A 23,537-nucleotide genomic window follows, 5' to 3' on the forward strand; every position below is an offset into this window, starting at 1 on the left:
TAGTTTAGTTCTGCCAAGCCCCGAGACATAACCGCTGAGTAGAAAAACTGCCCGTAGCGATTTGAGCTGTCAATATCGAGTGCTGAACCGATACCCGACTCGCACCTGTATTCAGCACGAGTCCCACAACCTCCACCAGCGGAGGACATCAACAGCGCCCGAGTCGAAAACCCGCCACGTACTCCGTCGTCGTCGCGGTGCAACGCTTACACGCGGGGACAGAACTATACTCCGTCCACGGAATCTGTAGGTAATGACGACCACCCCGACGCCCGTCCACGCGCCGCCCGTCGGCGTCCCGTCGAACCGCTTCGACGCATCCGCGACCCCGCAGTGTATCGAACGCATGACAGACGAATCGAGTCGGGAGGACGACGTGGTCGACGCCGTCGTCGAGACGCTCTGTGCGGCCGCGCCGTCGATTCGGGCGGGGCTGCCCGGCCGGCGCGTCTACGAGGAGGGCACGAACCCGAGCGGCGAGCGCCAGTTGGAAGCCGACACCTACGCCGACGAACTGCTGTTGAAGCGGCTTCGCCCCCTCGACGGCGTCGGCGAGTACGCCAGCGAGGAGCGCGCCGAGGTCATCGACATCGGCGAGGGCGTGTCCGTCGCGCTCGACCCGCTCGACGGGTCGACGAACCTGAAGCCGAACAACGTGATGGGGACGCTCTACAGCATCTACGACGAACCGCTCCCCACGGGCGGCGAGAATCTGCTCGCCGCTGGCTACATCCTCTACGGCCCGGTGACGACGCTCGTGGCCGCCCGCGACGGCGTCGTCAGCGAGTACATCCTCGAATCGGGCATCAAGCGCCCGCTCCGCGAGGAACTGACGCTCCCCGACGACCCCGCCATCTTCAGCTTCGGCGGCCGGGCCAACCACTGGTTCGACGACTTCGAGGCGTTCGCCCGCGAGACCGAACGCACCGAGGGGATGAAGCTCCGCTACGGCGGGTCGATGATCGGCGACGTGAACCAGATTCTCCACTACGGCGGCATCTTCGCGTACCCCGCCCAGACTGACGCGCCGAGCGGGAAACTCCGACAGCAGTTCGAGGGCTTTCCCATCGGCTACATCATCGAGTGCGCCGGCGGGCGGTCGTCGGACGGCGAGAAGTCGCTCCTTTCGGGCACGCCCGACGGCATCCACGACCGCGTCCCAGTCTACATTGGCAACGACCCGCTCGTCGAGTCGCTGGAAGCGCGACTGCACTGACGGTCCAACTCAGTCGGTGATGGAGTCGCGTTCCGATACGAGGATAGCCCACTGAACCGAGCAACTCGTTCGTTGTCGTCTGAGTGATACGCCCGTTCCGAACATGGACAGAATGTCAAATATATTGATATTAAATTCAGATTTTGTTTGTGGGACTCTCTCTCTATAATACACGTCATCGACCGGTCTCGACAACCAACCGCCGAGGCAGTCTGAGATTTATAATATTGTTCAAACAGTTGAATATTGGGGTGGTTGTGTGGCTTTCACTCGAGGGGGTACGAACTCGGGATCGAGACCGATACTGGTGGTCGACGCCGAGAAAGACGCCATTCTGGTGATAATACGATACTGTCTGGAGCGGGTAGCGTACCCAGAACGGTTTTTCGGTGTCCAGTCAGATTGGCATCAAGAAGTAACTGGCTCAGTATACTTGCAAGATATAACCAATATTAAGTCGTCAAATCCGAGCATAGTTGACGAGTTTATCACCCACATCGCTGCTATCTCAGGCGAGTCATGCCTGTTGCCAGAACAGTGGTAAAAATATAAATATTCTGATGTTATTTCTATGTGGATGGCTTTCTTACATTATTGCCTAGCAGCGGTTGGGCGTCGCGTAGTTGCTACGCTTCTCGTGGGACTGGCTGTTCCCCACCGAGTGTTCGGCGCTGTCGCCAGTACTCCATCATTCCCCTACGGACCGCTTCGTACAGAGCCAAAAGCCGCCGCCGAATCCGACCACCGTAACCGCGACAAGGCCAATGTCGACGAGCGCGATCGCGTACGCGGCAGTTCCCGGTTCGAGATACAACAGCGAAAACCCGAGGAGGAGCCCCATCACGATGCCGATTGCGACGAACAGCGGGAACCGGTCACGCTGGTCGCAGATAACGTCGACAACTGTCTCTAATCGTGCCATACAGTGTCATGTCCAGCACTGATTATCAAGCTCTCGATTCGACCGATATCGATCGGATTCCGGTCGAGATGGGAGGACGGGTTCGCACCGGTGGCCAACGGGGGACGCGGAAGCGACAACCACTCATTCACATCAGTCACCCTCCTCCGTCAGCGGGTCACTATCCCAATAGGTGTGGTTCGGGTCGTCTCTGAAGCAGGCGACGCGATGGCCAGCGGCCTCGCCGGACTGTTGGAGTTGTGGGAACTCCTCCCGACACGCCTCACGGGCTTCGGGACAGCGCGTGTGGAACCGGCACCCGCTCGGTGGGTTGACCGGGTCTGGAATATCTATCGTTCCGCATCGGCGGCTCACCAGCCTCGCCCGACTGTCGGGACAAGTTCGGCGTCGCCCAGCGGAGGACGTTCGTGTACGGGTGACTGGGGTCGCCGATGAGTTGGTCTGCCGGCCCGACTTCGACCAGATTTCCGAGATACATCACCCCGATTCGACCGTCCCCGTGTTCTGCGAAGTACCGTGCGTTCGAGAGGTCGTGTGAGACGAACACGAACGAGGTGTCGAACTCCGACTGCAGGTCGAGCATGAGGTCCATCATTTCGACCCGTAAGGAGACGTCGAGTGCGCTTATCGCCTCGTCTGCGAGGATGACGTCGGGGTTCATCAAGAGGGCGCGACAGAGCGCCACGCGCTGTTTCTCCCCGCCGCTGAGCTGGTGTGGGTACCGGTCCGCGAAGTCCGCTGCGGGGTTCATCCCGACGCGTTCGAGGAGCGCGTGAATCCGCTCGCGGCGTTCGTTGGTCCCGACCTCTGGGTGAGTGAGCTTGATCGGCTCTGCGAGGATGTTCAGAATCCGCCGGTTTGGGTTGAGCGAACTCCCGGGGTCCTGATGGATGATCTGGAGCGACGACCGAATCTCGTCGAACGGTATCTCTCCGCTGCCGTCTTTCGCGGCCCAGATGTCCTGTCCTTTGTACGTCACCGTCCCGCCCGTCGGTCGCTGGAGTCCGATGGTCGTCTTCCCGAGTGTGGTCTTTCCACACCCGCTTTCCCCAACGAGTGCGAGGACGTCGTTCTCCTCGATGTCGAGCGAGACGCCATCGACTGCTTTGACCACGTCCGGGTCCTCGAAGAGGTCGAACAGCCCTTGGTCTTTTTCGAAGTGGACTTCGACGTTTTCGAGTGAGATGAGTGGCTCGTCGCGTTGGTCGAACTCAGTCGACGATTCGCCGGCACGGCTCACGACTCTCCACCTCCCGAGACCGGAACGGACTCCTCGGAACGGTCGAAGTGCAGCGCAATCTCGTCTCGCGCATCTTCCGCGTAGTGACAGGCAACAGCATGGCCGTCGTCGAGTTGCGCGGAAGCCGGGTCTTCAACTCGGCACTCTTCGGTGGCAAGTGGACATCGCGGTGCGAACGAACACCCCTGTGGAACGTTGATGGGTGCTGGACTCTGGCCTTCGATTGGTCGCATCTCTTCGAGCGGTGCTTCGATGTCCGGCGTCGCATTGAGCAACGCTCGCGTGTATGGGTGCCCACTATTCGCGATGAGTTGCTCACGGTCGCCGACCTCGATGAGTTGGAAGGCGTACATGACGGCCATCCGGTCGGCGAGTTCGGCGACCAGCGGCAGGTCGTGGGTGATGAACACCATCGTCAGGTCGTACTTCTCCTGTAGGTCCTCGAGGAGCGTCAGGATGGAACGCTGCATCAGGAGGTCGAGTGCGGCGGTCGGTTCGTCCATCACGAGGACTTCGGGTTCGAGGATGAGCGACAGGGCGATGAGTGCCCGCTGTTGCATCCCGCCGGAGAGTTCGTGTGGGTACGACGTCAGCACACGGTCCGCGTCGAGGTACAGGTCTGAGAGGAGTTCGCGGGCGAACTCCATTCCCGACGTAACGTCGGCGTCGTGGGCCTTCAGCGTCTCTCTGAAGTGTCCGCCGATCTTCATCGTCGGGTTGAACGAACTCATCGCGCCCTGGAAGACCATCGACACCTCCTCCCACCGAAACTCTCGAAGTTCGTCGTCGGAGAGTTCGAGTACGTCGACTGTGGTCCCATCGTCGCGGTGGTAGAGTATCTCACCGGACAGTCGTCCGGGGTCGGGGATGGCATCCAGCATCGAGTCGGCGAACATCGACTTGCCGCTTCCGCTCTCGCCCACGATGCCGAGAATCTCGCCGCGTTCGATAGACATGCTCACGTGGTCCAACACGAACGTCTCGCCGCCGTCGTACGTGACGGCCGCGTTGTTGATCTCGATGATTGGGTCGTCTGTCGTCATAGCTGTCGTAGGGGTCGTCGTTTCACGTTGTTTGGCAGTCATCTACAGAACCTCCGTCATGCCGGTGTCTTTCTCGTCGGCCGAAGCAGTCGACTCAGACTCCCCCGTCAGCCGAGTGCGAACGCGCGGGTTGAACACGCGGTCCATCCCCTGACCGAGGAGGATGAGGCCGACCGAGAGGCCGATAATCGCGGCCATCGGGACGAGAAGCCAGTGTGCGGCACTCCAAGAGAACAGGGCACCACCATTGTACGCGAAGTTCAGGGTGACGCCCCAGTTCTGGTCGGAGTACGGCAACACGCCGAGGAAGAACAGTCCGATCGATGCGAACACGACGTACCGGGCGGCGAACACGAAGTTGACCGTCACGTACGGCATGATGTTCGGAATCACGTCCTTCAGGATGATTCGCGGCGTGCTCACGCCCATCGTCCGGGAGGCTTCGACGTAGTTGTTCTCTCGAATCGTCAGCACCTGTGAGTGGATCGACCGGCCGAGGCCAGCCCAGTAGTTGATGTTGATGACGATTCCGAGCAGGATCGGGTTCTTGGGATTGAACGTAATCGCGAGAATCATCACCAGCGGGAGCCCGGGGATGGCCATGACGAAGTCCGACACCGACATCAACGCGCGTCCCACCGAACCGCCCTTGTACCCAGCGACGGTCCCGACGAGGACAGCGATACCGGTCGCCCAGAGTCCTCCTGAGGTGACCATCAGCAAGATGTCTGGAGTCGAGTAGATGATGAGTGCGGCGAGGTCCGTCCCCGACGCAGTCGTCCCGAGCGGGTACTGCATGTTCTCGAACAGCGTCAGGTACCGCGGGGCCTGACTCGTCGAGGGCTCTCGCCAGAGACCGAAGACGGCCACGAGCGCCAATGACACGTAGAACCCGATGATGAGCAGTCCGAGTCGGGTTCTGCTGTCCGACCACGCGACGAGCATCGGTTTCAAGATCGTTTCCTCGTAGAACTCTCGAAGTCGCTCCTCGCGCGTCACCGTCACCGACGACGAGGCCGACCCTCGCCAGTCGACCCCGGCACCGTCCGTAACCACTGCGCTGGACTCCGCTGCGCTGGACTCCGCTCTCTCAGTACGCTTCATCAGAACCTCCGGCACTGATTCGCGGGTCGATCTTGCTGTAGGTCAGGTCGGCGATGTAGACGCCGACGATGAGCGCGACGGTGATGACGAGGAACGTCGCCATCATGAGCGGGTAGTCGTTCGCCTTCAGCGCGGCGAACATGTAGTAGCCGAGGCCGGTGTACGAGAATATCTGCTCCAGAATGACGGTTCCCGACAAGCGGAATCCGAGGAGCAGCAAGAACCCGGTGTACATCGGAAGGATGGCGTTTCTCGCGACGTACCGAGTCGCGATACGGCGGTCGGCGAGTCCGCGGAGCCTCGCGACCCGGACGTAGTCGTTACCGAGCACCTGGATACTGTTCCCGCGCATGGCCAACGCCTGCCCGCCAATCCCGCCCAGCGTGTACGAGAAGATGGGCAAGAGACTGTGTTCGAGTGCGCTGAGCAAGAACGGGACGCTCAGTTCTTTCTCGACGTTGGTCCCAACTGTTCCCGCTGTCGGCAACCATCCCCACTGGTACGCGAAGACGTACAGTGAGATGACGGCAACGACGTAGAAGGGGACGGACATGAGGCCAATCGAGACGCCACTGAACGCCTTGTCGAACCGCGAACCTTCCCAGTAGGCCTGTAACGACCCAAGGAAGATACCGACGGCGAACATGAGAATCGTCGACACCAGGACGACGAACACCGTCCACGGCACCGCTTCGGCGATGACCTGTGCCACCGGTTCGCCCAGCGAGATTGACTCGCCGAAGTTCCCCTGCGCGACGGCACCCATGTAATCCAGGTACTGCCGCCAGAGCGGCGCGTTGGGGTTGATGTTCTGGAGATTCGAAATCCGGGCGTCGACCTCCGATGCCGGAACACCCTGCCGAAGCAGTTGCGCGCGCAACTGCGTGAAGGGGCCGCCTGGGAGGAGGCGAATCAGCCCGAACGTGAGCGTCGCGACCGCGAAGATAGTCGCGAACACCCTGGCCGTCCGACGGACGTAGTAGTTACTCATGGTTACGTTGCTCCACTCCGATTATTGCTCGGCCATGAGGTGTCCTTGGCGCGGGAGCCACTCGCTTGGCCACTTGATCGCTCGGTCGTCGCTCCCTTCCGCCGGGATGTCCCACTCGTCGTTGGTGAGCCACGACTGTTCGAGCTTCGCAACCAGCCCCAGTATTGGAAGGTTCTGGTTGTGGTGCCAGGCGACACGCTTGATGAGTTCCTCCGTCGTGGCTCGGTCTTGCGTGGTCGAAATCTCCTGTGCCACCGAGAGTGGGTCGATAGTCATCTCGCCGCCATCCATCCCGGGGACAGTCTGTTCGCCCTCCGGGAAGTTGTGGCCGCCGTCGATGTCCGGGTTAGTGAGCTGCCAGCGGAGCGGGAAGTATGGGAACGCCGACCGTGCACCACCGGGCATCCAGTAGAACGCGCCGATCTTGAAGTTGGACTCGATGTAGCCGCCGTAGAGATCTCCCGTCGGCTTCTGGCTGATTTCGAAGTCGAAGCCGAACGCGTTCAACTGGTCGACGACAGTGTTCGTCGCCGTGGTCCAGTCCGTCCAGCCAGCGGGGGTGTAGTACGTCCCACCGAGGGTTCGACCGCTGCTGTGCGTCCACGTGCCGTCTTCCTTCGAGTAGCCGGCCTCGCGGAGGAGCGCAGCGGCTTTGTCCGTCTGCGACGCCGCCATGCCGTACCCCTCGAAGGAGTCGTACGCATCACCGAGCCACGATTCCTGGTCGTCCGGGGCGATACCCGTAACCTTCGGTGCGGGCGCTTTCGTTCGCGGCCCTGCGTTATCAACGACCTGCTGGCGGTTGATGACGTGAGCGACCGCCTGCCGGACGTTTCGCTTCCCGAAGTCGGGGTCGTCGTGATTGAACAGGACACCGTACCCCCATTTCGCAGAGATGGTGACTTCTTCGACGGAGTCGGGGAAGTTGCCGACGATCTTCGGCGGCGCGAAGAGGCTCGTGACGAAATCGAGTTCGCGGCCCATCAGGCCCTGTTGGAGTGCGGTGTTGTCTGCCCGCGAGAGAAGCGAGATGCCCGCGAAGTTGATGTTGTCAGCGCCGTAGTATTCGGGGTTCCTCGTGAGTTCCCACGACTGCTTCGACTTCGACGCGACCGAGAAGGGACCGCTCGCAACCACGTCTCCTTCATATTTGAACTGCTGGAGTTCCTCGGCTTCTTTGTCGAGGAAGCGTTCGAAGGTCGGATGGTGCGCGAACAGTCGGAGTGACCCGTTGGCGAGCGTGTGTTTGATGACCTCCGGGTTGGATGGTCGCTTGAGGTTGAGAACGACGGTCTTGTCGTCTTCGCCCTGTTCGACGCTCTCGGTGAAGTCCCAAAGCGACGCGTTCATCTTCTTCATCAGGCGGAACTGTGTCAGGACGTCACGTGCAGTCACGTCTTCGCCAGTATCCCACAACAGGTCGTCGCGGAGCGTGAGCGTCACCGTCTGCCCGTCGATCGACCACGAATCGAGCGCGGCTAGCTCGAACTCACCGGTCGCAAAGTTGTAGGCCGCGAGCCGTTCGAAGACGAAGTTCCCCGCTCGTTCGTCGTAGTTCTGTGTCGCCTCCGGGTTTAGGTGTAGGTTCGTCGGGACGCCGTTGTTCGTGGCACCGACCATCTTCTTGTCGAGGACAGTCGTCCCACTCGACTCGGAATCGTCACCGCCAGTCTCGTCCCCGTTGGACCCGGTCGTGTCCCCGTTCGACCCACCGTCGTCAGTCGTTCCCCCTCCAGTGGAAGTACCGCTACACCCCGCAAGGGCTGCGATTCCGGTTGTCCCGGTTAGTTCGACGAAAGTGCGCCGGCTGATCAAGTCGCTAAAGCGGTCAGTACTGTCTGACATGGCGTACTGATAACAAACCATAGCCATTATTAATAAATATTTGGTTAGATGCGGTAGTTCGTTGTTGTAACGCTCCCGAGAGCGCCACCCGAACACGTCGGCGTCGGAGGGCACGACACGGTTTCGCGCTCGTCGCGAAACACGACCGTCTGCGCGACGATAGCCACGCGTTGGCAAATGTATAAGTAGTAGTGGTCTTCTCTTCGCTGTATGCAGTCAGAAAGCAAGCATCCCCCCTACAGAGATGAGACTCTACCGACCGACAAGCGCGTCGCGGACCTTCTCGACCGAATGACGGTCGAAGAGAAAGCCGGGCAACTCGTCGGCACGTGGGCGGGAGAGCTCGACGAGTTCAAATCGGTCGAAACGGTCGAAGACGAAATCGTCGAATCCGGAGTCGGCGCTGTTGCGTCGTTCGGATGGGCCGGGGCGCTCGACTCTCGAATCGACGACGTGGTCGAGACGGTCAACCACCTGCAAGAAGTCGCGCTGTCGAAGACTCGACTCGGCATCCCGCTGTTGTTCAACGTGGATGCTGTCCACGGTCACGCGTACGTCGCCGAAGGGACAGCGTTCCCGAACGGACTCGGGATGGCGGCAACGTGGGATGAAGACGGCGTCGAGAGCGCAGCAGCGGTCACTGCAACCGAAGTCCGAAAGTCGGGGGCACAGCAGAACTATTCGCCCACGTGTGACGTTGCCCGAGAGCCGCGGTGGGGTCGCACCTTCGAGACGTTCGGCGAGAGTCCATTTTTGTGCGGACGGATGGCGGGTGCGATGGTACGCGGATACCAGGGCGACGGTCTCGGCGACCCAACCGCCGTGGCGGCAACCGCGAAACACTTCCCGGCCTATAGCGAGCCCGCACGAGGGGAAGATACTGCCCCCGTCGAAGTGTCCTCGTACCTCCTTCGAAACGTCTTCTTACCGTCGTTCGTCGACGCGATTGACGAGGGAGTCGCGTCCGTTATGCCCTGCTACAACGCAATCGATGGGAAACCCGCACACGCCTCGCGCGACTATCTCACAGACCTTCTCCGAGGGAAACTCGGGTTCGATGGCACCGTCGTCTCGGATTGGAACGGGGTCCGAATGCTCCACGAAGACCACCACGTCGCGAGCGACCACCGTGAGTCGGTCCGAATGACTCGCAACGCTGGACTCGATGTCGCATCAGTCGATGCGGTCGCGCACGCGGACCACCTCGTCTCGCTCGTCGAATCGGGGGCGGTTGCAGAACACGTTCTCGACGAGAGCGTCAGGCGCGTCCTCGACCTCAAATTCCGGCTCGGGCTCTTCGAAGACGCGTTCGTCGATGCGAACGAAGCGCGAGATGTCGTCGGTGCCGATGCGCACCGGGCCGACGCGTTAGCGACCGCGCGGAAGTCGATGACGCTCCTGCAGAACGACGACACGCTCCCGTTGGACCCCGCTGCGGACGTCCTCGTCGCTGGGCCGAACGCGGACAACCCCATTCACCAACTCGGTGGTTGGAGTGTCCCCGACGAGGCGGGCACCGATGTCATCTCAATCAAAGACGGAATCGAATCCGTGTGTGATGGGACGGTGACCTACGAGCAGGGGACGACGATAACCGAAGCGGTCGATATCGACGCCGCAGTCGAAGCGGCGAAGGATGCGGACGTCGCAGTGGTCGCCGTCGGAGAAAACTGGTATATCCACGAGTTCGGGCCGACCGCGGAGAGCGGGACCGCTCCCGACGAGTTTCCGAACCGGACCACGCTCGAACTCCCCGATGCGCAGCGCGACCTCGTGACGGCGTTGTACGAGACGGGGACGCCTGTCGTCGGCGTCCTCGTCACCGGTCGACCGCTGGCCGTGGAGTGGATGGCGGAGCATCTCCCGTCGCTGTTGCTGGCGTACTACCCGGGGACGATGGGTGGCCAAGCCGTCGCGGAGACGCTCTTCGGGGCGTGCGATCCCGGCGGGCGATTACCGATTTCGGTCCCCCGGTCCGCGAGTCACCTTCCAACCCGGTTCAATCACTTCCCGCACCCGACACCGATCGGTCCCGACGAGCATCTTCCGTCGTACGACCCACTCTTCGAATTCGGTCACGGGCTGAGTTACACTGCGTTCGAGTTCGGCTCGATGACCGTGACGGACGAACGGATGTCTCCCCACGGGACCACGACAGTCGAACTTCCCGTGGAGAACGTCGGGGATCGACACGGTTCGACCGTCGTACAGGTGTACGTCACCGACCAGGCTGGAACGCGCATAACCCCGGTCCGGGAACTCTGCGGGTTCGAGCGTGTCTCGCTCGACCCCGGCGCTACAGAGACGGTGTCGATTCCCATTGATGCGGCATCGATTGGGCGCGTCGACGAAACTGGGAGAGTGTCGGCGATTCCGGGTGAGTACACCCTTCGTGTCGGCGAGCAAGACGTCACGATCACCGTCGAACCGAAATCCGACTGACCGACCCCGTCGCGGACTGAAGACCCCGTTCCGAGCGAGTTTTTTGCGGCGATATCCTTCCTGGCAGTTCTTCGTCGAGAGCTCAGCCAAACGGTTCCTCCCGCTCGACGATGCGTCGAGAACAGACGCGGAACTGTCTCCTGTCGAGCCGTCGCCCCGAGGTTTGTGAACGCCCTCATGGACGCCTCTGGACTCTCATTCGGTGTTTTCCGGAGGTCCCACTTCGTGACATTCGACCACATGAAACATACATAAGCTACTCATCATGTCATATAGAATAGTGTTTGAGAAAATAACTCAGAGTACAATGATGTCTGTGAGAGTTCTTATCGTCTTAAATCTGGCTTTAGAACCTATATTCTTGATTCTCTGTTTCAGATTGATTCGAACTATAAGACATCATACACAAGCAAATTTTCTGTATAGGGTGATGAAAAATAAGTTCACTGACATCACAAACGCCTGCTTGACGGCTTCTAACGGCGTATTTGTCCGTGGCGGGTGAGTCGGTTCGCTCCTCGGTCGGGACGTGAAGTCGTGCCGTCGGCTTAGCTGTCATATTCTAGAGTGTCTCTGGGCTGGAGGGCACATTACCATTACAAAATTAAGCCCGTAATGTTGGTACTGGTCGAACGCAACCGGCTCCTCGAAAAAGGGTCGGGCATCAGCGAAGTATTCATGGTGAATGATGGTGTGAGTGCGAGTATGGACCGCGAAACGCTGACGAAAGCACTCGAGTACGCGGACCTCACGTCGTACCAAGCCGACGCCTATCTCACACTCCTCGAGATGGGCGTCTCGCCTGCTATCGAAGTGGGCCGTGAGAGCGCCGTCCCCGTCTCGCAAGTGTACGACGTTCTCCGGAGCCTCGAATCGAAGGGGTACGTCGAAACGATCGAACGAGAGAAACTCTACGTGCAACCGTGTGACCCGGAGGCGGCGATGGCAGACCTCGAAACTAGGGGCGAACTCCTCAACGAGGCTGCCGAAGCGGTCCGCGAGCGATACCGGACCCCCGAGCGGATGGACGCGCGAGTCGGCGTCACCAAGCGTGTCGAGACAGCGTCGAGAACGCACAGGAGCTCATCGACGACGCAGAAACCGTCGTGGAGGTTGCCGGGTCGTTCGAACAACTCCAGTCGCTCTCCCCAGCGCTCCAAGCGGCCCGCGACCGAGGTGTCGTCGTTCGTGCGTCCGTCTACATCGACCAGGGCGATGAACCGCCAGCAGCGTTCGACCCGAGTGGGGTGCTCTCGGAACTTCGTGTGTGCACCATTCCGGGACCGTTCCTCGTCGTCATCGACCGAAACCGGACGTGTTTCGGACCGAACACGCGCTCCGACGAAGACTACGGCGTCCTCGTCTACGACCGTATCCTGCCGTTTGTCTTTCACTGGTTCTTCCTCACCTGTCTGTGGAACCTCTACCCGACCGTCTACCTCGACGCCGAAGACCAGTTCACCTACGTGACCATCGAAGAGTTCATTCGAGATATCGTCCCGCTTTGGGAAAGCGGGTTCGAACTCGGGGCCACCGTCGAAGGCGTCGATCTTCCGGATGGAGGAGAGACGACTGTCGAAGGGAGCGTCGCCGACATCTCGTTCTACGGAGACGAGCGACCGCCGTCACGACTGGCACTGTCTGACCTGGGAGCGTACAAGAACCTCACACTCGACACGGGCGATGAAACGGCCGTCGTTGGCGGATGGGGTGCCGTCTTCGAAGACATGGAGATACGGACGATCACCTTGGAGCGTATCGACATCGGAGAGACCCCGTTCACCCACGAGAGACGAGACTGACCGGTCAGTTCTCGCCCGCTTCGAACGGCCGCCGACGGCTGCGGGACGGTTCTCCGACTCACAACACCGACGGTATTCACACACCTGATCGTGTTTCCATGACGGCTCGAGGACGAGTCCCGGTGAGACAGTCGAAACGGCGGTCAGAACGCCGATCCTCTCGACCGAACACCGTACCCGAAATCGAGTGAGATGCCGCAAAAGATTACGGGCATATCTATGTCATGGCAGTCGAGGGTGGGCGGCTCAGTCGAAGCGCCCGGCGTTCGAACTCCGCGCGGCCATGTTCATGTTCACCTCGATGATGTTGGCCGTGCTCGTGACCATCTCGGGGATGGTGTCGCGGAACTGCTCGCCCTTGATGCGACTCGTCGGTCCGGAGACGCTCAGCGCGCCGAGGACGGTGCCGTTGCGGTCGCGGATCGGCGCGCCGACCGCGCGGAGGCCCTCGATTTCCTCCTCGTCGTTGCAGGCGTACCCCCGCTCGCGGATGGCGTCGAGCTCGTCGAACAGCGCGTCGCGGTCGGTAATCGTCGCCTCGGTCTTCGCCGGCAGGCCGTGTTGGTCGACGATTTCCTCCACCCGACTGCGCGGGAGGAACGCGAGGATGGCCTTCCCGGTCGACGACGCGTGGAGGTTGTCCGGTCGCTGAATCTTCGAGCGCTGGTACTGGCTGCCGACCGCGCGCTCGCCGCGCACCTTGAGCAGGCTGATGCGCAGACCGTGCTGTTCGGTCGAGAGGTGGGCGTACTCGCCGGTCTTCTCCGCAAGCGCCTCGACTTCCTCCTTGCCGACCTGGTAGAGTATCTGCTGGTTGCGCACGTACTCGCCCAGGAGGAGGAACTGGAGGCTGAGATGGTAGCTGTCGTCTTCCTTGGCGACGAGGTTGTTCTTCCGCAGGGTCGCGAGGTGGTTGTACACCGTGGACTTCGAGAGGCCCAGGTAGTCGACTAACTCGGCGACGCGCGCCCCGTTCAACTCCTCGAGCGCCCGGACGACGCTGACCGCCGTGTCCACCGTGCTCAGCGTGCGGGACGGCGCATCGGTGTTGGGGTTCTCGGGCATGCTACGAGAACGTCTATCGGGTGTCATAGCTGTTCCGAATATCTTGCAATCGAAACGTGATGGGGACAATCGGTGTTGAGACCGCCGCTCGAAGGCGGCTTCGGTCGATAATTGTCAACCCCAACTCGAAACCGGAGCCGCCCGCCACCCTCGCCCAGCGCGAGCGCGAATGTGCGTCTCCCTCGAGACACACCGGAAGTGACGGCCGCCGCCCTCGACCCCACTTGTCAGATGCGTGGAATCGACTTCTCCGCGGATACTCGGCCGCTCGGTGACGCTATTCGCGGTCGAACCACACACGACTCGGAGAACCGTTGTATTTGATGACAACACCGCGGAGCAGAGCGAATGGCTGCAGGTTTCGCAGGGTACACTCGATGATTCACGAGGAGAGGGTTCGACTGAAGCGGTACGGAAAAACTGTGGTTCGCGTTCGAGCGCCTCCAGACCGCCGGAATACGAACGTCTGCCCGAGAGACGGTCCAGTTCGGGGCCGCGTGCCACATATCGAGACAGACACCGCGGCCGCGACGGAATCGCGACAGAGACGCGAATCTGGCCGTGAACTGTCTGAAAACGGGTCCCTAGTTCACAACGAGGCAGGCCGTCGGCCGCAACTCACGCGCCGGCGAGGCGTGCGAGCGTCCCCGCGAGAACCGACGCTGCGGTCGCACAGTCCGCCCAGTCGGTCCATTCGCGTGGGTTGTGCGAGAGGCCGTCCGCGGACGGAGCGAACAGGAGTACGGCATCGGTTACCTCGGCAACATTTGCAGTATCGTGCATCGCCGCGGAATGCATGCGTTTCGCGTCGATATCCTCGGCCGCGGCGGCGTCGTGGGCGGCGCCGATGCAGTCGTCGGCCATCTGACTGGGGCGCTGGTCGCGGTAGCGGTCGAACGTCGTCTCGACCGGGTGGGTGGTTTCGAGGCGCGCGAGCGCGGCGTCGGCCCGTTCGGCGATAGCGTTCATCGCCCGGTAGTTCACGTCGCGGATGTCCATCTGCAGCGTGACCTCTCCGGGGACGATGTTACGCGCGTTCGGGGCCACGTCGAACTGGCCGACGGTCCCCACGGCAGTCTGGCTCTGGCTCTGCGCCACATCGTCGGCCGCGGCCCGGAAATCGACGACGAACTCGCTGGCGGCGACCAGCGCATCGCGGCGCTCGTCCATCGGCGTCGCGCCCGCGTGGTCGGCCTCGCCGACGATGTCGGCCGCGCAGGTCGTGATGCCGGTGATAGCGTCGACGACGCCGACCGCCGCGCCCGCGGACTCCAGCACTGTTCCCTGTTCGATGTGGAGTTCGGCCCACGCGTCCCACGCCGCGGCGTCGATGGTGTCAGTCCCGCGGAAGCCGATGGCGTCGAGGTGGGCTTCGAGGGTCGTGCCCTCGGCGTCTCGGAACGCGAGCGCGTCGTCGGCGTCTCGCGCCCCCGTCGCCACCGACGACCCGAGCAGGCCGTGCGAGAAGCGCGCGCCCTCCTCTTCGGTGAACGAGACCACGTCGATTGGGCGGTCGAGCGCTCACGTCGGCGTCTCGTTCTTGGAGCGTCCGGACCGCTTCGAGCGCCGCGTAGACGCCGAGCGGGCCGTCGAAGATGCCGCCCTCGGGGACCGAATCGAGGTGACTGCCGGCGGCGACGGGGGCCGCGTCGGGGTCGGCTCCGTCGGGAACCCACCGCCCGGCGACGTTACCCACGGCGTCGATGCGGACCGAGAGGCCGGCGTCGCGCAGTCGCTCGACGAGGTACTCGCGGGCGCGGCGGTCGGCGTCGCTCCCCGTCAGAACGGTGCGGCCGCGCCCCGCCGGCGCGTCGATGTCGCCGAAGCGGGCGTTCGCTTCGATGTCCTCGCGGAGTCGGTGCTGGGAGGCCTGCATGTGCGGCTCAACTCGCAAACGATGTGTAATAATTGTGCGTGTTCGTGGCAGATTCTACGGGACGAGCGCGGCGACGACGGGCGAGACGCGCGGCTGGTCGGGGTCGAACAGCCGAGTCTGACCGCCGCTTCAGAGTGTTCGAATCGTCTGACACACTACGTCGACGCCGATGTCGAGGGCGTCTTCGTCGATGTCGAACCGCGAGGTGTGGTGGCCGAACTCGTTGCTCGCACCGATGCCGACGTAGGTCGCCTTCCCGCCGTGTTCCTGTACGCGCCGGATGAGGTAGGAGGCGTCCTCGCTGCCGCCGATGTCGAGTCGCGGGACCGTCTCGGTCACGTCGTCGAGGTCGGCCGCCGACGCGAGGACGGCCTCTATCATCTCGTCGTCGGCCGTGAACGTCGCCGTCTTCCCGTACAGCCCCGTCTCGACGGACACGTCGTGCATGCCCGCGGCGTGGTCGAGCACGCGCCGGGCTTTTTCGAGCATGTACTCGTTCAACTCGGCGGTCCCGCCGCGGACCTCGACGCGGAGGCGCGCCTCCTCGGCGATGATGTTCTGGGGGTTGGGCGACTCGAACTTCCCGACGTTGATGCGGGTCGCGCCGTCGGCGTGGCGCGGAATCCCGTAGAGGTTCTGGACCGCGGCGGTCGCCGCGTGCAGCGCGTTGCGCCCCTCGTTGGGCGCGTTGCCCGCGTGGCTCGGCGCGCCCTCGAAGGTCACGTCGAGCTTCGCGTTCGAAAGCGGGTTCTCGTAGGCGGCGATGACGGTCCCCGTGGGGTTGCCGAGGCCGAGGTGGAGCGCGAGGAAGTAGTCGATGTCGGAAAGCAGGTCGGTCTCGCTCATCGGCTTGCCGCCGCGCCCGCCCTCTTCCGCGGGCTGGAAGAACAGCCGGAGCGTGCCGTCGAACCCGCCGTCGTCGTCGATGTCGCGGGCGATGCCGAGGCCGATGGCGGTGTGGCCGTCGTGGCCGCAAGCGTGCATCTCGTTGGGGTGCGTGCTCGCGAAGCCGACCTTCGCGGGGCGGTGTGCCTCGTCGCTCGACTCGGTGCGTTCGAGGGCGTCCATGTCGACGCGGACGCCGACGGTCGGCCCGTCGCCGAACCGCTTCTCGGCGACGAGACCCGTGACGCCGTCCATCCGGTCGAGGTAGGCCTCGGGTGCGCCTTCTTCGCGTGCTCGTTCGACTGCGGCCGCGACCGCGTCGTCGTCGGGGACTCCGAGGCGCTCGTCTTCGGCGACGGCGTCGGAACCGAGGTGGAGCGTGAACTCGCGCTCGTCGAGCGCGGCGGCGATGAGTGCGGTCGTGCGGAACTCCTTCCACCCGGACTCCGGATGGGCGTGAAGGTCCTGTCGTAACTCTCGCAGGGAGAGCGTGCTGGCGTACGCCATGCCCCCGACATTGCAACCACCCCGTTAAACTGTTTGGGAAGCGGTAGCACAACGAACTCGACCGGACCATAGTGAGAGATAGTGCCAAGATTGTGAGAGTTTGGCAAAGCTATAAATAACGGTGTTTCATGAGCTAAGGTATCACGCGTACCGCTACAAGGGTGTGTACGTAGCTCCAGAAAACAATGGCAGACGACAACATTACCGAGATAAACATGGACAGACGGCAATTTATCGCGGCCGCGAGTGCGGTCGGCGCGACGGCGTTCGCGGGCTGCACCGGCGGTGACTCCGGTGGCTCCGGTGGCTCCGACGGGACCGAAACGAGCGGTGGAAGCACCGAGAGCAGTTCGTCGGGCGACTCGGGAGAGACCGTCCGCGTCAACGTCGCGCTCGCCGCGGAGCCGTGGAACTTCGACCCCGCGCTCTGGACGGACACCGCGACCAGCACCATCGGCGGCCTCGTCTACGACGAGGTCATCGAGCTGACGCCCGACTCCGAACTCCAGCCCGGACTCGTGACCGAGGTTCCCGACCCCGTCGACGGCGGGACCGCGTTCGAGTACACGCTCCGCGAGGGTATCACGTTCCACAACGGCGACGAGGTGACCGTCGAGGACTTCAAGTACTCCGTCGACTGGATTCTCAACCCCGACAACAACTCGCCGGTCAAGAGTCGCCTCCCGTTCGTCGAGGACACCGAAATCGTCGGCGACCGGACGCTCCGGCTCAACCTCTCCCAGCCGTTCGGGACGCTCAACTGGTGGCTCACGCGCGGGCTCGAAGGCATCGTCCCCGAGGGCTCCCGCGGCGACACCGCGGAGGGCAAAGGTCCGAGCGGCCTCGCGACCGACCTCACGCAGGACCCCTCCGGCGCGGGCACCGGCGCGTTCAAATTCGTCGAGTGGAAAAGCGGCAGTCACGTCCTCCTCGAAAAGAACGAGGACTACTGGAAGGACGGCGCGCCCGCCGTCGACGAGTTCAGGTTCGACTTCATCGGCGAGGACTCCACGCGCCTCGCGAACCTCCGTTCGGGCCAACTCGACCTGACCGACAAGGTCCCCCCGAAGGACTTCGAGAGCCTCAGCGGCCAGCCGGACATCACGACCGAGTCCGTCCCCGGCAACTTCACGCAGGTGCTGTACGTGAACCTGATGGAGTCCGAGGGCAACCCGATGAGCAACCGGCACAACCGCCGCGCGGTGCTGTTCGGCATCGACCGCGAGGAGATTCTCGACGAGGTGTTCTACGGGCAGGGTGCGGTCCAGAAGGGACCGTGGTACCCTGAAAGCGACTGGACCTCGCCGAAGCTCAAGGAGATGCAGATGTACGACCCCGAGAAGGCCAAGAAAGAACTCGAACTCGCGGGCAACCCCGACGGCTTCGAGATGGACATCATCGCCACGAAGGGGTCGTGGTTCAAAGACGAGGCCGTCGTCATCCAGAACCAGCTGTCGAAAATCGGCATCGAGGCCAGCGTCACCGCCGTCGACAAGTCCACGCTCCTCAATCAGGTGTACAGCACCGATTCGTGGCACGCCGCGATGGAGGACTGGGCGCAGTCGATTCCGGTCGCCACGTCGTGGCTCGACGCCGGCTACGCCGACAACAACCACAACCACAACAACTGGCACCACCCGTCCGAGGACCTCGAAGACATCTACGCGCCGAGCGGCCCCGCCGCGCCCGAAGACGCCGAGGGCGACTTCTCGAACGGCCACGAGTGGTACGTCTCGAAGCTCCGCGAGGCGCAGGCGTCGACGGACGAGCAAGTACAGAAGGAAATCGTCTGGGAACTGGAGGAGTACCTCGTCGAACACGGCATCCAGATCGACATCGCCTACGTCAACAAACTCGAGGCGTGGCGCAACGCCGTCAACGACTACGACGTGGGCACGTTCCAAGACAACTACCGCTTCGTCTCGAAGGGTGAGTGACGAACAGATGCACACGCGTTCGCGCCAGCCACGTCGAGTTCCAACGGCGACCCGGGAGGTGACTCAGCCGTGAGCATGTTCCGGTTCGTCCTCAAGCGCCTGCTGTTGAGCGTTCCCGTCCTCCTCGGGGTGAGCGTCGTCGTCTTCGCGCTCGTCCACCTCGCGCCGGGCGGTCCGGTGCGGGTGATGCTCGGCCCGCTCAGCAGCGAGGAACTCGTCAGGCAGATTCGACTGGAGATGGGGCTCAACCGCCCGCTGTACGTCCAGTACGGTCTGTGGATGCTCGACGCCATCCAAGGCGACTTCGGCGTGTCGTGGACGGTCCAGCAGGGGACGCCCGTGACTGACATCATCGTCGAGCGCATCCCGCTGACGGTCGAGCTGTCGATTCTCAGCATGATCACGGCGATTCTCATCGCCATCCCGGCGGGCATCATCAGCGCCGTCCGCAAGGACAAGCCCGCGGACCACGCCGCGCGCATCGCCGCGCTGTCGGGGATTTCGATTCCCGATTTCTGGCTGGGAATCATCCTCATCATGATCTTCGCGGTGCAGTTTTCGTTCCCGTGGGCGACCGGCGGCTGGACGCCGCCGTGGGTCGACCCGGTGGCGAACCTCCAGCAGTTGTTCCTCCCGGTCATCACGCTCGGGACGGCCTACTCCGCGCTCATCGCCCGGATGATGCGCTCGGAGATGCTGGACACGCTCAGTCAGGACTACGTCAAGACCGCCCGCGCGATGGGCATCGGCGCGCGCGAAATCGTCCTCAAGGACGCCTCGAAGAACGCGCTCATCCCCGTCGTGACCGTCATCGGTGTCGGACTCGGCCAACTGATGAACGGCGCGATTCTGACCGAGACGGTGTTCAACCTCCCCGGTATCGGCAAGCTTCTGATACTGGCCATCGACCGCCGCGACTACCGCATCATCCAGGCGCTCATCCTGTTCATCGCGAGCGTGTTCGTCTTCGCGAACCTCGCGGTGGACGTGCTGTACGCCTACCTCGACCCCCGCATCAGACACGATGGAAACTAACATGGCAACGACAGACCACACGGACGAGGCGGTGCCGGCCGCGCAAGCCCCCGGTACGCACCACAGTCAGTTCGAGATGTTCTGGAAGGAGTTCCGCAAGAACACCCTCTCGCTCGTGGGGACCGCGATTATCCTCACGATGCTCCTGACCGCGCTGTTCGCGCCGTTTCTCGCCCCCCACGACCCGACGACGCAGTTCGAGGCACCGGACGGCGAACACAACCCGATGCCGATGGGCACCGAGATGATCGTCGAGAACGACGCCGGCGAGGTCGTCGGCACGACGACGGCCTACCTCGGTACCGACCACCACGGTCGGGACATCCTCTCGCGCATCATCTACGGGTTGCGGACGCTGATGACCGTCTCGCTCGGCGTCGTCGGCTTCGCGATGGCGCTCGGCGTGACCGCCGGCGCAATCGCCGGCTACTACCGCAACACCTGGGTCGACGAGGTCATCATGCGCTTCATGGACATCCTGTTTTCCTTCCCGAGTCTCATCCTCGCCATCGCGGTGCTCGGCGTGCTCGGGGTCGGAAGCACGGAGTACGGCTCGTTCACGCTCCCGAACATCGTGAAAGTCATCGCCGTCATCGGCGTCGTCTACATCCCGAGTTTCGCGCGCGTCATGCGCGGGTCGGTCCTCAAGGAGATGGAAGAGGACTACATCGACGCCGCGAAGTCCCTCGGCGCGAGCGACCGACACATCCTCGTGAAGGACATCGCCGTCAACACCCTGCCGACCGTCGTGGTCCAGGGAACGCTGTACATGGGGACGGCCGTCCTCGCCAGCGCCGCGCTGTCGTTCCTCGGACTCGGCATCCAGCCGCCGAACGCGAGCCTCGGGCTGATGCTGTCGAACGCCCGCGGCTACCTCTACAGCGGCGAGTGGTGGTACTCGGTGTTCCCCGGCCTCGTCATCGTCGTCACCATCCTCGGGTTCAACCTGCTCGGCGACGGCCTGCGCGACGCGCTCGACCCCCGCAACGACGGAGGCGAGCGATGAGCGCCGAACCGGACGAACAGCCCGTGCTCGAAATCCGCGACCTCGTCACGCGGTTCTACACCGACGAGGGAACCGTCAAGGCCGTCGACGGCTCGTCGTTCGACCTCTACGAGGGCGAGACGCTCGGTATCGTCGGCGAGTCCGGCTCCGGCAAGTCCGTGACCGCGCTGTCGATGCTCCAACTCGTCGACTCCCCCGGTCGCATCGAGGGGGGGAGCGTCCGCTACCGCGGCGACGACCTGCTCGAAAAAAGCGAGGCCGAGATGCGGTCGATTCGGGGCAACGACATCGCGATGATGTTTCAGGACCCGATGACGAGCCTCAACCCCGTGTTCACCGTCGGCGACCAGATCAGCCGGGTCATCAAGACCCATCAGGACGTGTCGGACGCGGCGGCCCGCGAGCGGACCATCGAACTCATGGCCGACGTGGGCATCCCCGAACCGACCTCGCGCGTGGACAACTACCCCCACCAGTTCTCCGGCGGGATGCGTCAGCGCGCGCTGCTGGCGATGGCCATCTCCTGCGAACCGGACGTGCTCATCGCCGACGAGCCGACGACGGCGCTCGACGTGACCATCGAGACGCAGATATTCAACGTCCTCGACAGACTGCAGGAGAAGTACGGGATGAGCATCATCCTCATCACGCACGACCTCGGCGTCGTCGCCGGGACCTGCGACCGCGTCGCCGTCGCCTACGGCGGTCGCGTCGTCGAGCGCGCCGGCGTGGACGCCCTCTTCGAGAACCCGCGGCACCCCTACACCCGCGGCCTCATGCGGTCGATTCCGCGGCTCACCGACGACACCGACCGGCTGACGCCCGTCGAGGGCGACGTGCCGAACCTCACCGACCTGCCGTCGGGCTGTTCGTTCCATCCGCGGTGCCCCCACGCGACCGCCGAGTGCGAGTCGTACGACCCCGAACTGCGGGCGGTCGAACCCGGCCGGGAGGCGGCGTGTCTCCACGCCCGCGGCTACGACCTCTCGCCGTCGGCCATCGAGACGGAGCGCGCGGAGGCGGACGGCGGACGCCCCACGGCCCCCGCGACCGACGGAGGTGAGTCGCAATGAGCGACGAGCCGCTGTTGTCCGTCTCGGGGCTCCACAAGCACTTCACCCAGAACGACGGCTTCATCGACCGCCTGCTCGGGGCCGACGAGACGGTGAAGGCCGTCAACGGCGTCAGCTTCGACATCGAGCGCGGCGAGACGCTCGGCCTCGTCGGCGAGTCGGGCTCCGGCAAGTCGACGACGGCGCGGTCGGTCCTCCGACTGGACGAGCCCACGGAGGGGACGGTCAGCTACGACGGCACGGACCTGACGGCGCTGTCGGACCGGGAGATGACGGAGATGCGAAAGCGCATCCAAATCGTCTTCCAGGACCCCGCGTCGAGTCTCAACCGCCGGAAGACCGTCGGACAGATAATCAAACAGCCGATGGAGATTCACGGGCTCTACGAGGGCGAACGCGACGCCCGCGTGGACGAACTCATGGAGACGGTCGGCCTGCCGCCGCAGTACTCCAACCGCTACCCCCACGAGTTCTCCGGCGGCCAGCGCCAGCGCGTCGGCATCGCCCGCGCGCTCGCTGTCGACCCGGATTTCATCGTCGCCGACGAACCCGTCTCCGCGCTCGACGTATCGATTCAGGCACAGATTCTCAACCTGCTCGACGACCTGCAGGAGGAGTTCGACCTGACGCTTCTGTTCATCGCCCACGACCTCAGCGTGATTCGTCACGTCTGCGACCGCGTGGCCGTGATGTACCTCGGCGAAATCGTCGAGCTCGCGGACGCCGACGAGCTGTTCTCGAACCCCCAACACCCCTACACGCGGGCGCTGTTGGGGGCGATTCCGCAGCCGGTGCCCGAACTTGCGCGGCAGCGACAGGTGCTCGAAGGCGAGGTCCCCTCGCCGCTCGACCCGCCGTCGGGCTGTTCGTTCAACCCGCGGTGCCCCGAGGCGACAGAAGAGTGCACGTCGGTCGACCCGACGCTCGACGACGTGGCGGGCGCGACCGGCGGCCACAAGGCCGCCTGCATCCACGTCGACGAGTTCGAAACCGGCGCGGGCGTCCCGAGCGCCGCGCAGGGCGTCGACGAGCGGTTCAGCATCGAGAACTTCGACGCCGAACCGACGCTCGTCACCGACGGCCGAGGTGACGACGACAGATGAACGTCGCCGTCAAACCGATGCTCCGCATCGTCCTGACGTTCGCCATCGTGTGGTTCTACCGCGGGCTGTTGCCGCCGCTGTCGCCCGTGGCGAGCACCGTCGCGCTGGTCGTCCTCGCGGTGCCGACGTGGGTGGTCGTGAGCCGCCTGCTTTTCAACTCCGGCGGGACGCTGGCGGTGATAGACGACGAGTTCGACCGCACGTAGCGGGGGCTCTCTCGCCTCGGTAGCCGCCGGGGAGCGTCGCGCGCGACCGGGTGGATAGCGTTCACTTCGAGCTGTCACAGGTAGTGTATGGCGAAGTCGAGCTCCCGATAGCATCGAACAGTATAGTATTAAATGAGCAATAATATACCGTGAAAATCGGATGGTGAATCGGTTCGAATCAACTAACAGAATTGACCCAATCGCGTGTATTTTCGGATATAATCGGCGTGTACACGATG

16 protein-coding genes and 3 pseudogenes are annotated in these 23,537 nt (G+C 63.2%); 10 read left to right on the plus strand and 9 right to left on the minus strand.

What is annotated here, in order from left to right:
* Positions 1-346: 346 nt before the first annotated feature.
* A complete protein-coding gene (locus tag ATB1_RS18765) occupies positions 347-1,216 on the plus strand; it encodes a class 1 fructose-bisphosphatase (RefSeq protein WP_042666459.1) in 870 nt (289 codons plus the stop codon).
* Positions 1,217-1,904: 688 nt separating this feature from the next.
* Here the strand turns inward: ATB1_RS18765 and ATB1_RS18775 are convergent.
* From ATB1_RS18775 to ATB1_RS18800, 6 genes and pseudogenes are all read right to left on the minus strand, one after another.
* Positions 1,905-2,138, minus strand: a complete 234-nt coding sequence (locus tag ATB1_RS18775) for a hypothetical protein (protein WP_042666412.1) — start codon at positions 2,136-2,138, stop codon at positions 1,905-1,907.
* Between the two features lie 132 nt (positions 2,139-2,270).
* Positions 2,271-3,378 (minus strand): annotated as a pseudogene (locus ATB1_RS18780) (ABC transporter ATP-binding protein).
* Entirely contained in the window at positions 3,375-4,421 is a 1,047-nt protein-coding gene (locus ATB1_RS18785) for an ABC transporter ATP-binding protein (protein ID WP_042666414.1), read from the minus strand. The pseudogene ATB1_RS18780 and the gene ATB1_RS18785 overlap by 4 nt, the downstream one beginning before the upstream one ends.
* A gap of 42 nt (positions 4,422-4,463) precedes the next feature.
* The gene (locus tag ATB1_RS18790) at positions 4,464-5,525 is read right to left on the minus strand and encodes an ABC transporter permease (protein WP_394324777.1); all 1,062 of its coding nucleotides are present in this window, start codon (positions 5,523-5,525) and stop codon (positions 4,464-4,466) included.
* A complete protein-coding gene (locus ATB1_RS18795; RefSeq protein WP_042666418.1) occupies positions 5,512-6,516 on the minus strand; it encodes an ABC transporter permease in 1,005 nt (334 codons plus the stop codon). The genes ATB1_RS18790 and ATB1_RS18795 overlap by 14 nt, the downstream gene beginning before the upstream one ends.
* A gap of 21 nt (positions 6,517-6,537) precedes the next feature.
* Positions 6,538-8,136 (minus strand): ABC transporter substrate-binding protein, encoded by a 1,599-nt coding sequence (locus tag ATB1_RS18800; protein ID WP_052368173.1) that lies wholly within the window; start codon positions 8,134-8,136, stop codon positions 6,538-6,540.
* Positions 8,137-8,652: 516 nt separating this feature from the next.
* Here ATB1_RS18800 and ATB1_RS18805 point away from each other — a divergent pair.
* From ATB1_RS18805 to ATB1_RS23660, 3 genes and pseudogenes are all read left to right on the plus strand, one after another.
* On the plus strand, positions 8,653-10,803 hold the full coding sequence (locus ATB1_RS18805; RefSeq protein ID WP_052368170.1) for a glycoside hydrolase family 3 N-terminal domain-containing protein: 2,151 nt from the start codon (positions 8,653-8,655) through the stop codon (positions 10,801-10,803).
* Positions 10,804-11,592: 789 nt separating this feature from the next.
* Positions 11,593-11,679: pseudogene (locus ATB1_RS23655) on the plus strand (hypothetical protein); the annotation flags it as partial.
* 230 nt (positions 11,680-11,909) lie between these two features.
* The gene (locus tag ATB1_RS23660; protein WP_241768368.1) at positions 11,910-12,605 is read left to right on the plus strand and encodes a TrmB family transcriptional regulator sugar-binding domain-containing protein; all 696 of its coding nucleotides are present in this window, start codon (positions 11,910-11,912) and stop codon (positions 12,603-12,605) included.
* Between the two features lie 246 nt (positions 12,606-12,851).
* Here ATB1_RS23660 and ATB1_RS18815 read toward each other — a convergent pair whose 3' ends face one another.
* From ATB1_RS18815 to ATB1_RS18825, 3 genes and pseudogenes are all read right to left on the minus strand, one after another.
* The gene (locus tag ATB1_RS18815; RefSeq protein ID WP_042666421.1) at positions 12,852-13,670 is read right to left on the minus strand and encodes an IclR family transcriptional regulator; all 819 of its coding nucleotides are present in this window, start codon (positions 13,668-13,670) and stop codon (positions 12,852-12,854) included.
* A gap of 618 nt (positions 13,671-14,288) precedes the next feature.
* Positions 14,289-15,546, minus strand: a pseudogene (locus ATB1_RS18820) (M20 family metallo-hydrolase).
* A gap of 129 nt (positions 15,547-15,675) precedes the next feature.
* Positions 15,676-16,938 (minus strand): amidohydrolase, encoded by a 1,263-nt coding sequence (locus ATB1_RS18825; protein ID WP_042666422.1) that lies wholly within the window; start codon positions 16,936-16,938, stop codon positions 15,676-15,678.
* Between the two features lie 185 nt (positions 16,939-17,123).
* On the opposite strand from ATB1_RS18825, the gene ATB1_RS18830 reads away from it, so the two are divergent.
* The 6 genes from ATB1_RS18830 to ATB1_RS18855 all read left to right on the plus strand — a co-directional run bounded on the left by ATB1_RS18830 (position 17,124) and on the right by ATB1_RS18855 (position 23,298).
* On the plus strand, positions 17,124-18,875 hold the full coding sequence (locus ATB1_RS18830) for an ABC transporter substrate-binding protein (RefSeq protein ID WP_042666423.1): 1,752 nt from the start codon (positions 17,124-17,126) through the stop codon (positions 18,873-18,875).
* 75 nt (positions 18,876-18,950) lie between these two features.
* Positions 18,951-19,910 (plus strand): ABC transporter permease, encoded by a 960-nt coding sequence (locus tag ATB1_RS18835; RefSeq protein WP_042666462.1) that lies wholly within the window; start codon positions 18,951-18,953, stop codon positions 19,908-19,910.
* A 1-nt stretch (position 19,911) separates the two neighbouring features.
* Positions 19,912-20,916, plus strand: coding sequence for an ABC transporter permease (locus tag ATB1_RS18840; protein WP_042666424.1), 1,005 nt, complete (start codon positions 19,912-19,914; stop codon positions 20,914-20,916).
* Positions 20,913-21,989, plus strand: a complete 1,077-nt coding sequence (locus tag ATB1_RS18845; RefSeq protein WP_042666425.1) for an ABC transporter ATP-binding protein — start codon at positions 20,913-20,915, stop codon at positions 21,987-21,989. Before ATB1_RS18840 ends, ATB1_RS18845 begins: the two co-directional genes overlap by 4 nt.
* Complete coding sequence (locus ATB1_RS18850) at positions 21,986-23,092, plus strand: ABC transporter ATP-binding protein (RefSeq protein ID WP_042666427.1); 1,107 nt, start codon at positions 21,986-21,988, stop codon at positions 23,090-23,092. The genes ATB1_RS18845 and ATB1_RS18850 overlap by 4 nt, the downstream gene beginning before the upstream one ends.
* The gene (locus ATB1_RS18855) at positions 23,089-23,298 is read left to right on the plus strand and encodes a hypothetical protein (protein WP_042666429.1); all 210 of its coding nucleotides are present in this window, start codon (positions 23,089-23,091) and stop codon (positions 23,296-23,298) included. Before ATB1_RS18850 ends, ATB1_RS18855 begins: the two co-directional genes overlap by 4 nt.
* Positions 23,299-23,537 lie beyond the last annotated feature (239 nt).

Source organism: Haloferax sp. ATB1 (assembly GCF_000730175.1).

Excerpts from the sequence above, each read along its gene's own strand:
- ATB1_RS18805 (WP_052368170.1), top strand. The coding sequence starts at position 8,653 with ATGACGGTCGAAGAGAAAGCCGGGCAACTCGTCGGCACGTGGGCGGGA.
- ATB1_RS18855 (WP_042666429.1), top strand. The coding sequence starts at position 23,089 with ATGAACGTCGCCGTCAAACCGATGCTCCGCATCGTCCTGACGTTCGCC.
- ATB1_RS18835 (WP_042666462.1), top strand. The coding sequence starts at position 18,951 with ATGTTCCGGTTCGTCCTCAAGCGCCTGCTGTTGAGCGTTCCCGTCCTC.
- ATB1_RS18790 (WP_394324777.1), bottom strand. The coding sequence starts at position 5,525 with ATGAAGCGTACTGAGAGAGCGGAGTCCAGCGCAGCGGAGTCCAGCGCA.
- ATB1_RS18800 (WP_052368173.1), bottom strand. The coding sequence starts at position 8,136 with ATGGTCGGTGCCACGAACAACGGCGTCCCGACGAACCTACACCTAAAC.
- ATB1_RS18795 (WP_042666418.1), bottom strand. The coding sequence starts at position 6,516 with ATGAGTAACTACTACGTCCGTCGGACGGCCAGGGTGTTCGCGACTATC.
- ATB1_RS18850 (WP_042666427.1), top strand. The coding sequence starts at position 21,986 with ATGAGCGACGAGCCGCTGTTGTCCGTCTCGGGGCTCCACAAGCACTTC.
- ATB1_RS18775 (WP_042666412.1), bottom strand. The coding sequence starts at position 2,138 with ATGGCACGATTAGAGACAGTTGTCGACGTTATCTGCGACCAGCGTGAC.
- ATB1_RS18845 (WP_042666425.1), top strand. The coding sequence starts at position 20,913 with ATGAGCGCCGAACCGGACGAACAGCCCGTGCTCGAAATCCGCGACCTC.
- ATB1_RS18765 (WP_042666459.1), top strand. The coding sequence starts at position 347 with ATGACAGACGAATCGAGTCGGGAGGACGACGTGGTCGACGCCGTCGTC.
- ATB1_RS18825 (WP_042666422.1), bottom strand. The coding sequence starts at position 16,938 with ATGGCGTACGCCAGCACGCTCTCCCTGCGAGAGTTACGACAGGACCTT.
- ATB1_RS18840 (WP_042666424.1), top strand. The coding sequence starts at position 19,912 with ATGGCAACGACAGACCACACGGACGAGGCGGTGCCGGCCGCGCAAGCC.
- ATB1_RS18830 (WP_042666423.1), top strand. The coding sequence starts at position 17,124 with ATGGCAGACGACAACATTACCGAGATAAACATGGACAGACGGCAATTT.
- ATB1_RS18785 (WP_042666414.1), bottom strand. The coding sequence starts at position 4,421 with ATGACGACAGACGACCCAATCATCGAGATCAACAACGCGGCCGTCACG.
- ATB1_RS18815 (WP_042666421.1), bottom strand. The coding sequence starts at position 13,670 with ATGCCCGAGAACCCCAACACCGATGCGCCGTCCCGCACGCTGAGCACG.